The organism is Echinicola vietnamensis DSM 17526, assembly GCF_000325705.1.
Taxonomy (GTDB): Bacteria; Bacteroidota; Bacteroidia; order Cytophagales; family Cyclobacteriaceae; genus Echinicola; species Echinicola vietnamensis.
Genome location: NC_019904.1, coordinates 4,344,559 through 4,354,525, shown reverse-complemented (window position 1 = coordinate 4,354,525; position 9,967 = coordinate 4,344,559). Strand labels below are relative to the sequence as shown.

At 43.3% G+C, this 9,967-nt stretch carries 8 protein-coding genes; 6 read left to right on the top strand and 2 right to left on the bottom strand.

Features of this window, described 5'->3' with window-relative positions; genetic code table 11:
* Nucleotide 1 precedes the first annotated feature (1 nt).
* The 6 genes from ECHVI_RS17830 to ECHVI_RS17805 all read left to right on the top strand — a co-directional run bounded on the left by ECHVI_RS17830 (nt 2) and on the right by ECHVI_RS17805 (nt 7,008).
* Nucleotides 2–970: a PorP/SprF family type IX secretion system membrane protein gene (locus ECHVI_RS17830; RefSeq protein ID WP_015267425.1), complete on the top strand. Its 969-nt coding sequence runs from the start codon at nt 2–4 to the stop codon at nt 968–970.
* Nucleotides 971–1,211: 241 nt separating this feature from the next.
* Complete coding sequence (locus ECHVI_RS23070) at nt 1,212–2,036, top strand: DUF5675 family protein (protein ID WP_015267424.1); 825 nt, start codon at nt 1,212–1,214, stop codon at nt 2,034–2,036.
* On the top strand, nt 2,033–3,736 hold the full coding sequence (locus ECHVI_RS17820; protein WP_015267423.1) for an N-acetylmuramidase domain-containing protein: 1,704 nt from the start codon (nt 2,033–2,035) through the stop codon (nt 3,734–3,736). The genes ECHVI_RS23070 and ECHVI_RS17820 overlap by 4 nt, the downstream gene beginning before the upstream one ends.
* A complete protein-coding gene (locus ECHVI_RS17815) occupies nt 3,733–4,362 on the top strand; it encodes a DUF4230 domain-containing protein (protein WP_015267422.1) in 630 nt (209 codons plus the stop codon). Before ECHVI_RS17820 ends, ECHVI_RS17815 begins: the two co-directional genes overlap by 4 nt.
* The gene (locus tag ECHVI_RS17810; protein WP_015267421.1) at nt 4,359–6,515 is read left to right on the top strand and encodes a DUF4230 domain-containing protein; all 2,157 of its coding nucleotides are present in this window, start codon (nt 4,359–4,361) and stop codon (nt 6,513–6,515) included. The genes ECHVI_RS17815 and ECHVI_RS17810 overlap by 4 nt, the downstream gene beginning before the upstream one ends.
* A 79-nt stretch (nt 6,516–6,594) precedes the next feature.
* Nucleotides 6,595–7,008, top strand: a complete 414-nt coding sequence (locus ECHVI_RS17805; RefSeq protein WP_015267420.1) for an NUDIX hydrolase — start codon at nt 6,595–6,597, stop codon at nt 7,006–7,008.
* A 58-nt stretch (nt 7,009–7,066) separates the two neighbouring features.
* On the opposite strand, the gene ECHVI_RS17800 is transcribed toward ECHVI_RS17805, so the two are convergent.
* Entirely contained in the window at nt 7,067–8,107 is a 1,041-nt protein-coding gene (locus ECHVI_RS17800) for an LA_2272 family surface repeat-containing protein (RefSeq protein WP_015267419.1), read from the bottom strand.
* Nucleotides 8,108–8,303: 196 nt separating this feature from the next.
* Nucleotides 8,304–9,959 carry a peptidase associated/transthyretin-like domain-containing protein gene (locus ECHVI_RS17795; RefSeq protein WP_157501505.1) on the bottom strand — a complete coding sequence of 552 codons (1,656 nt, stop codon included), beginning with the start codon at nt 9,957–9,959 and terminating at the stop codon, nt 8,304–8,306.
* Nucleotides 9,960–9,967 lie beyond the last annotated feature (8 nt).

Genomic DNA, 9,967 nt, shown 5'->3' with positions numbered 1-9,967 from the left:
AATGAAAAGAATTTTTAAAATAACAGCGTTTTCTTTGGCCTTTTTGGTGACATCTATGGTCTCTGCCCAGCAGTTACCCCAATTTAGCCAATACATGTTCAATGGGCTGCACATCAATCCGGGATATGCAGGTTATAAAGGGGAGTCCTATGTCCAATCTACCTACAGGAGTCAATGGGTTAATTTCCCAGGTGCCCCTAAAACCTTTACCGTAACGGGGGATTTCAGTGCCAATGAGGGCAAAATGGGGTTTGGTTTTTCAGTTATGAGTGATCGGCTTGGGCCGGTCACCACCAACGGCATTCTGCTGACCTATGCTTACCGTATTCAAACGGGTATGCGATCGCACTTGGGATTGGGTGTCAGTGCAGGGGTGTCGGAGTACGCCATAGATGGTTCTATGCTGGATCCCAATGATCATCCTGATGCACAACTTCCGGAAGGCCGGGTCAACTTATTTACGCCGAATATGAACACGGGCATTTTCTTCAATACTCCACGGTTTTATGCTGGACTAAGCATGTATAACTTAATTGGTAAAAAATCATTGGAAAGGGAAGATGTAGCATTGGCCTATCATGATTTTCATTATTATCTGACAGCAGGAGCGATGATTCCGCTTTCCGAAAAAGTGCAAATCAAGCCATCCTTTTTGATCAAGGAAGTCAAAGGAGCCCCTACCAGTTATGATTTAAATGCAATGTTCTTGTTTTACGAAAGGATATGGCTGGGCGGGTCCTATCGGTCCAATATGAAATTAGGCAAGGAAAATTTACCGGATAACCTCAGTAATAGGAATTCCATTGCCATGATCCTTGAGTTTTTTGCCACGACAAATTTGCGGATCGGCTATGCTTATGATCATAACTTAAACGTGCTGGATTCTTACAGGAACAATTCCCATGAAATTTCCATCGGCTATTACCTTACGCCAAGAAATATAAGGATGCGCAATCAGCGTTGGTTTTGATGTTTAGGAAGGTTTTGACCCTTGAGGCTTTATGACATTTTTAAAGAAATAGCAACATTTGTACTGGCACAATGACCGTTCATACTGATTATTTTTCAGGACACTTCTTTGTCTATAAATAATTGATAATAAAGGGCTTAATATATTTGAAATATAGCTTTAAATAGTTAAATTTTACTTTATCACTTAGCGATAACTTTTCCAACTATTTTTCTTCAGCTGCTTTCAAGGTAAAAATGCTATGAAACGTTTATTAGGACTTTTGGTCGTTGTAATGGTATTGGTATTGATCCTGGTTTTTATTACAAATCCTGCATTGATATCCAAGATTTGGCTCTATTTGGTAGGATTTATCGGGTACATTGTAGCATTGGCCGAAAAAGGCTTTCAATCCCTGAAAGAGGCCTTTTCAAAAGAAGAAAAGCCAAAAGACGAAAAGTCAAAAGAGGAAGCCGTGGCACCCAAACCAGTTTCGGCAGTAAAGTCCGCGGAGCCTAATATCGCAGAGGTTTCCCAATTATCGGAAAAAATCGAACAATTGGAAGGGAGACTAAAGGACACGACAGCCCAAGGCGAGTCTCTAGGAGGAGGAACCGTGACCGTACTTCGCTACATAGATGATGGAGAGACCACTTTGGGATTGCTTTTCCTTCGTAATAAGTTCTTTGCTTATACGCTTGAAGATACTTTCAGGACAGAGAAAATCAAACATCAAACCAGGATTCCTGCGGGGAAGTATACACTTGATTTTAATAAACAGTTAACCCCAAAAACGGAAGATTACAGGGATAGGATGCCCTGGTTCGACTTTCATTTGGAGATCAAGGAAGTTCCAAATTTCAGTCACATTTATATCCATATAGGAAATAATCACCAACACACCAGTGGTTGTATTTTAATAGCCGACGGGGTAAGTGCCGGACTTCCCAGGGCTATTACCCAATCCGCCCTGGCTTATAAAAGATTTTATAAAATAGTACATGGCCTGCTACAGTCCAACGAGCAGGTAACCATCCAAATCCATAACGAAGATTGGTTCGAAAAAAGTAAAATTGCCGTCCTATGATACAGTTTATCTCCAAACACCGTCTCCCCATCATTCAGATCATAACGATTGTCGTTATGATCCTGCTTTTGGGTATTTTTGTAGCCCCTATTTTTGAAGGGTTCGAGTTTTTGGCCGTAGGGATCATCATCGTCGTCGGAATGGGGATGATCTATGGAGTTTTGGTGCGGTATTTTAGAACTCCCGAAGAAAAACGGAAAATTTACCGGAATAAATACCACGATGTCTTTTTTAAGGGAACGGTGATATTTGCTGTATTGCTGACGATAATGGGGATTTTGCATGGACTTTTAGCCTATCTGGATGGAGGCAATCCTTATCGGATAGTAGGACTATTGATGACGGTAATCTGGATAGCGGTGTTCATGATCTACTTTGTTTGGTCTGTCTATTTTTATAATATCAATTACGGCATCACAGATGAAGAATGGGAAAAAATCGCTAAAGCCAAGGAAATGAGTGCTTATGGTGTTCAGGAAGTGGACACAGGAATCCCCGAGCCTTTGTACAATCCCTATCGCAGCCAGACCTTTGGCCTGCCTCCAGGAACCGTGAGGGGCATGATTGCCTTCACCCTGCTGATTGGTGGGATGTCACTGTTGGTCAGCAGTTATGGCATGGACTATATTTCCAATGCAGAAATGGCCTTGAGGGCCAAGCAGTTTGAGTTTTTCGAAACGGCATTTTTGATGATGATTGCCTTTTATTTTGGTGACCGTTCCTTGAAGTATTTGCGGGATCGCTGGAATGCTGCACCGAGTGCTGAGAAGAAAGCAGAGGATCAAAACCTCACCACCGCACAAACACCTTCACCATCTCCAAGCGCGCAAACATTTGATTTTCCCACCACTGATCCGGTAGGGCTTGATGATCAGGCCTTTCGAGAGGAGGATATGATTTTTAAAGAAATCAATCAGCCGGAAAGCACGGCCAAGCCATTGACAGGTCTGAAGAATGCATTGCTTAAAGGACCTGAAGTGATGGAATCCATGGGCTCAGCTTATGTGCAGATCAGGGATAATATCACCCAAAAAGTGCTTGCCGATGAGGAAATAAAAGATGCCTTGGAGAAGTTATGGCAGGAAAAACAGCTAAAACTGGCATTTCCAGTGGTGAAGGCAGTCGTTTCGGTAGAATCTTCAGGTAGAGGACACCTGCCGGATGGAAGGGCAAAGATTCTCTTTGAAGGACATAAGTTTTGGTATTGGCTGTCGAAGGTAGGCAAGACACAAGAGGAACTGGAAGACTTGCAGCGTCAATTTCCTGATATTGTTTACCCCTCGTGGACCAGAGACCATTATCGCTTAGGGGCTGATGAATACCAGCGGTTGGAAAAGGCCAAAGAAATCTGTCAAGGCGTAAACGATAAGGCAGCAGTGTATGCTACGTCGTGGGGACTCTTCCAGATTTTGGGCGAAAACCTGGACCATTTTATCAAGGGTAGAAATTATAAGGATTGGAAAGATTTTGAACATAAGCAGCATGAGGCGGAACGCTACCACTTTATGGATTTCTTGACCTTTATCCAAACCAAAAAGCTCGATGGTAAACCATTGATCAGCTTTATTTTCGAGGAAAAACATGGAAACTACGATTGGGCTTCTTTTGCCTATGGATATAACGGCCGTGGTTATAAGTTAAACAAATACGACGAGCGATTGGCCAGAGCCTACCATAAATACAAGTCCCAAGGTATATGACCTGTGTTCAAACATATCGAATACTCGGGCTTGCCCTCATCATGTCATGGCTATTCACGGGATGCAAAGAAGACAACCGTGCCATGGTGGTTGGTAAAATACAGCAGGCAAATGATTTGGCCACCACTGAGTTTTTGATCGATAAGGTTGTCTTTGGCACCAAAACAAAAAAGCTGCTCTTTATCAACATTAGCGAAGCCCGCTTTTTGGCCTATTCCAAAGCAACTGTCAAAACCGGGGTAGATCTCAGTAGCCTCAGCCCTGAAGATATTACGATAAAGGATGACATGATTTCCCTAAAGCTTCCCCCCAGAGAGGTCGTAAATTTCAGCTATCCGCCTGCATCCTTTCAGGAAGATTCCCTTATTTCAGATACCCGGGCTTTTTTGAATTCGATCAAGGTGAGGGATCAAGAGGAATTTTTCAGGCTTGCAGAACTTGACATTCGGTCTAATTTGCAGTACATGGGCATTGTAAGGACTTCTCAGGGCCATACAAGGAAAATGTTTGAAACGTTGCTGAAGTCCTTAGGCTATCAAGAAATATACATATCCTTTAAGAGTGATGAGCTGCTCATCCCACAAGTAAATTTGTTGACAGAGGAGGACCAAATTATTTCACCATGATCGGGTTGTTGTTAAAAAATTGGCGCTTCATCATTGATGTCCTGTTGGTCATTGGGATCGTCATTGTTTTGTTTTGGTGGAATCCGATGAAGATTTTTGGAGGAGGGCTAAAATTAGAAGATACGGCCAACTTAGTCACAGATGTCAACCAGATACGAGAACTGGTTACGGCCGAGTATTATGGGGAAGTCATCACGTCCATTGAAGAAGCCCGGCTAAATCCACTGCAAGAAGAGGACATCAAAAGCAAAGTAGGTTTACTTTATGATGACTTAATGGCCGCATTAGGGCAGCTGGAAGCATTTCAGGCGATCCCGCTGTCACAACGAGTCGATGAATACAGGAATGGGGATAAAGTCAGCAACTGGAGACGAAAGGTAAAGCATGACGTGAGCAGTAGAAATATCCTGGAAAAACTAGATTATTTGGACTTGCTGGTAGAAATACAGTCTGACCCATATTATTTGCCTTTAATGGGGTATCTGTGGAGGACCATCGATAAAAAGGAGATGGGAGAGGTTCCAAACGATCGGGATATAGAAGCCACCCTGTTCTTCCTTTACCAAAATTCGCCATTTAGGGATTTTTCGGCACGTGAACTGGACGGATTTATGGAGGATTATTATTATCACCTTCAAGCGTCCATCAGCAGGCGTGAGTCCAGAAAGAAGCTGACCATGATCGGAAGGGGATGGGTGAAAGCTGGATTTGATTTTAGTGAACTCGGCCCTGAATCAATTGTATATTACGAGGAAAGTGGGATCATTCATCTCATCGGTGTGGCCCCAAAGATTCTGGATGCAGATATTAATCCTTGGTTTATTCCCGAAAAAGGGATCCCTGGATTCCAGATTTTAGATGAACATGGCCCTGTTAATTTTCACGATGCCAAGCGTGTAAAGCAATACTGTGTAGAAAAGCTAACGGTGCAGGCTTATCAGGCCAGCATTCTCCAAAATGCTCACGAACAAGGGCAAGAAACGCTAAAGAACTTTTTCAGCTTACTGACCGATAGCGAAATAAAACAAGTCATCTTCCATAGCAGTCCGTTTACGACTTTTGCGAGGGAAGCCGAGAAAGATGAATTGATTACGTATGCAGAGGCTTATATGCTGGATTCGCTCCTTGATATAGAGCTGCAAACCATTGATTCCCTAGAAAATACCGTGCAAAATCAATCTGTAAATAGGGGATTTGCCAAAGAAAACCGGAGAGCCGTTAAGGAAACGTTATTTCACCTTGGCCAATTTCCTTATCAAGATGGAAAGCGCCAATTCGGAATGTTCTCCAAACGGGCTACTGATATTGCCGAGGACAGTATCATTGACAATAGGGAAATGAAATGGCTAGAGGCTTGGAAGCTTCCGGTCTCATTTGACGAGTTAGAAGGAATGCCCGTCCATAGTGATTCCACTGGTGAATCCAGCTATTGGATGACGCGGCCATTTGGCTATGGTAAGGCCTATAATACCATGCTGTCGGATTTTAGTGATGCTGGCGTAATTCCAGCTTTCTTTGATACAGTTATGATTGCTGCGGATAATTTTGATCCGGAAATGTTCTTGGATACCGTTAAAGTTGTGGATTATGCTCATATCGATCAAACCACCATTCAGCTGGTTTATCAAGATAATGCCAAAACTGCGGCCTTTTACCAATCACACTGCTATCCATTCGAACCAAATCTCTTAGAACTAACAGCATTTATAACGTCCAAGGAGATACCGGTTGATTCCGTCTCATACGTTGGTAACAGCAGCCTTTCACCTGTAGACACGGGCTTTTGGTTTTATGATCATCATTTAAATAATTCATATGCTTATCACATCCGCTTGAAGCCCGAGCATGTATTTGCACCACCCATTACTGCGTTATTGCAAAAACAGCAGTTTTTGTATGAATCCGACACGGCCTATTTGGGCTTTGGTACATCAATTTCAGCCGAAGCTGACAGTGTATATCGTCATGAAAATCCCTTGTCCACGGAACAAATAGCGATGTTAAATGATTTTTTTGCAGCACTATTAAAGGTGAGAAAGGAAGAGCAGAACAAGAATATAATACAAAAAGCCAGCGACTGGTTCCGCGCTAGGTCCGCCTCCAAGGATCAAAAGACCCTTTTCGTCGGTAAGAGTGGAATCAGGTTTCAATAGGAAAAGTCATGAGGGGTTTTATCCTATTGGATAATCCAGTAACTTTCTTTTTGTAAAACCGAGACCAAAATTTTTGACCATGACGACGATTCCCGAATCCTTTTATCGTGTAAGTGTAAAAGTACTTATTCAAAATGAAGCAGGGCATTTTTTACTGATTAGGGAGGCCAATGGCATGTGGGATTTGCCAGGGGGTGGACTGGATCATGATGAAACTGCTGAAGAAGGAATACGACGGGAAATGCAAGAGGAAATGGGCATCGAACCGTCTTTTATTGCACTTCACCCCAGGTACTTCTTTACTTTTATAAATCCTAAAGGTCTTCCTGCTGCCAATGTGATTTATGAGGCGAAAATCATCCATCACCACTTTACACCTTCTCCTGAATGCGAGGCCATGCAATATTTTGATCCTAGGGAAATAGAAGGGATAACGGTCTATCCAAACATTCCTGTTTTGGTGGAGTTACTGAAAAAAGATGAACACAGGTAATGGGGCGTATGGCCCATTTACCTGTGTTCACCTGTTGGGGAGTGAATGACGGTTAAGGTTATTTGGAAAGCTTAATTCTCAATGCGGCATTTAGCCCAATAACAAGCTCATCATTTTCGTCAAAGCGCTCCCGATAAAATGAGAATGCAGGATCGATGACATCATAGTCATGGGCATACCAAATCCAAGCGGCACTGGGGCCGGCTAAAAGCTGTACGCGCTCTCCTAAGGTGACACCGAAATTAAGGCTGGCGCGGGTAATGCTGTTTTCTGCGTGAATTTGATAAAGGTAATAAGCCTCGGGGTTTATAAAGAAGACCGGCCCCAAACTGATCAGGCTACCAAAGCCCGCTCCCACGGCAAATTCATCATTAAAATCTGGGTTATAGGCGCCATTGAAGGAGGTATAGAAGGCGGGAATTCCTATTTTTACCGAAACATTATAGGGGAACAACTCATTGTATCCCACTTCTACTGCTTGATATCCGCCTTTTCGTACGACCGACAAAAACCCTAGCGGAAAGCCACCTTTTTCTAGGGAATCCGCATAATTGACAAATCCCAACTGGAGTGTTCCCAATTTACCGGTGGAATTGACAAAACCGATTTGGGCGCCAGTTACTTCTTTTGGATTGATGTTTACAAAACCCACCTGGGCTCCGTTAAGCTTGCCTGTGGAAGTGTTGATAAATCCTGCCTGCAGTCCCGTGGAAGCGTGTACTTGCGTATTGATGAATCCCAATTGGGTGCCGTTCACGCTATCCGTACTCGTATTGATGAAGCCTGCTTGCAGGCCATTTACAGGGCCATCAGTGGTATTGACAAATCCTAGTTGGAGTCCGTTCTGGAAGTCTCCAATGGTGTTTACAAAACCTATTTGGGCGCCCGTAAACCCTAGGGTATTGGTGTTGATGAATCCTATCTGGGCTCCCTTGTGGTTTCCATTGGCCTGGTTGACAAAGCCAATTAGGGGATAATTAAAGCCTTCTGGTGCTTGGTTGTACATGACCGTGTAAATGGGGGTGGAATCGTTCTGTGCGTAAACTAACGGTGCAGACAGTACCAATACACTGATAAAGATGATCCTAAAGATTTTCATGAGTAATGATTTTATTTGCTTTATATCTAGGACACGAAGACGTGACATTACCCTGATGGCCTTGAGGAATTTTTTTAAAATTATTAACTGCACTTGCAGAAATTCGCTTAGCTGCTTATAAGATTATAGATGGATCGTAGATTGGCTTTGGTGGCAGTAAATCAATTAAAACCATAGAGGCTTTCTGATTAAAGAATCAAATGATCACAAACTGTAACCCAAAAGTAAGTCCCATGTACCACGCCTGTACACGTTGTGAATTGGAATTGTCCTCGATGACCCATCCAGGGATATCATTTTCGGCTGGATTTTGCCGTAATAAAAAGTTCAGGGAAGGACCACAGATGATCTTAATGTTTTTGTGCGGTGAAAAAGCCGGTAGGAGTTTTATAGAGCCGAGATTGGTAGTGGTTTCCGGAGGGCCAAAAGACGTTCTGGAAAGGAATTCGGTGTCGAGGTCAAACCATCGTGTGTTTACCGTATGGAGCCCCAATCCAGCGTCAATGGCCCAATTGTACATGCGATCTTCCGTGGCGTATGCCAAACCAAGGATTCCATAACTGTAGGTTCCTCCAGTCCTAACCGTGAACATCATGTTTTTCAGTTCATCAAAACCTACGGTAAAACTTTTTTCACCGTTTTTGATAATATTGATCAACCCTATGGGATAGGCACTGGAATCTGCCACGTTTAACAAAGAGGTGAGTTGAAATCCGCTGACATTTTTCCCAATATTGAATAGCCCTGATAGCTGGTTGTCGGTGTGGCCTTTGCTGATATTGCCCAGGCCCCCAATCTGCAAACCGTGGGAAGATTTGGCTTTATTGTATATCCCTGCCAATTGAAGCCCTTCAAAAGGTCCAGACACATTGAACAGCCCGGCGGCTTGAAGGCCAGCTCCAGATCCCAATACCCTGTTGGAAATACCGGCAAGTTGCACCCCCGAGATATTTCCTCCAACGAGGTTAAAGATCCCAGCAGCTTGAAGATAATTGGCATCTTTTCGGTTGATGTTAAAAATCCCACCAAGTTCTATTCCATTGGTGCCTGCGGTATACCCTCCGATAATGTTAAAAGACGCGTGGTTGATGATTTGGCTGTTCATCATGCCATGCGTGCTCAAACGAGGCACCAAGGAGACCTGAACCGGCATTTCAGCAAAGAAATTACCGATGTTCATGCCTTGCATACGTTGCCTAAACCCAATCATCATCCGTCCCAGAAAGGTGTCCTGCAGATTTTCATCTCCCGAACCATTCGGGTAGTAGCGGAATTTTCCTTTTTTGGGCGAGGCTTGGATATCAAAAGGGGGAAGGAGCATGAAAGTGGTATCGCGGTAATCTTCCTTGCTCACCGTGATCATCACGGAGGCATTCGGATCTTTAAGCTTCAATTCAAAATACCCATTCTTATCCGTGATGGATGAGGTAAGCATGGTTTGTTCGTAAACACTGGCATAAGCAATTAACTCATCACTCTTGAGATCCTTTATTCTTCCCTTTACTATCCAGTTTTTACCTATTTGTTCGTCATCACCTTCCTCCAGATACAAGCGATTGGGAGCATATCGGATGACGATATAGCCTGATGTTTCGATAAATTCATACCGATCGCCCAGCATCACGTTCAGCAGTCCACGGACATCTCCCGAGAAACCATTTACCTGTACAAGGCTATCCTCAGGAAGGATGTTGCTGTTATAGGAAAAAAAGAAATCCTGATCATCGGACACCTTTTTTAAGGCTTGTCCTATGGTGATTTCTTTCTCGTCCTTTAGTGAAATCTTTCTATCCAGATTACTTTGTGCAAAAAGTAAATTTATACTGCCAAGGAGCCCCAATAGAAGTATCAAAGTACATT

Bases quoted from the DNA above. Each gene is read 5' to 3' on its own strand.
- ECHVI_RS17830 (WP_015267425.1), top strand. From the start codon at position 2: ATGAAAAGAATTTTTAAAATAACAGCGTTTTCTTTGGCCTTTTTGGTG.
- ECHVI_RS23070 (WP_015267424.1), top strand. From the start codon at position 1,212: ATGAAACGTTTATTAGGACTTTTGGTCGTTGTAATGGTATTGGTATTG.
- ECHVI_RS17820 (WP_015267423.1), top strand. From the start codon at position 2,033: ATGATACAGTTTATCTCCAAACACCGTCTCCCCATCATTCAGATCATA.
- ECHVI_RS17815 (WP_015267422.1), top strand. From the start codon at position 3,733: ATGACCTGTGTTCAAACATATCGAATACTCGGGCTTGCCCTCATCATG.
- ECHVI_RS17810 (WP_015267421.1), top strand. From the start codon at position 4,359: ATGATCGGGTTGTTGTTAAAAAATTGGCGCTTCATCATTGATGTCCTG.
- ECHVI_RS17805 (WP_015267420.1), top strand. From the start codon at position 6,595: ATGACGACGATTCCCGAATCCTTTTATCGTGTAAGTGTAAAAGTACTT.
- ECHVI_RS17800 (WP_015267419.1), bottom strand. From the start codon at position 8,107: ATGAAAATCTTTAGGATCATCTTTATCAGTGTATTGGTACTGTCTGCA.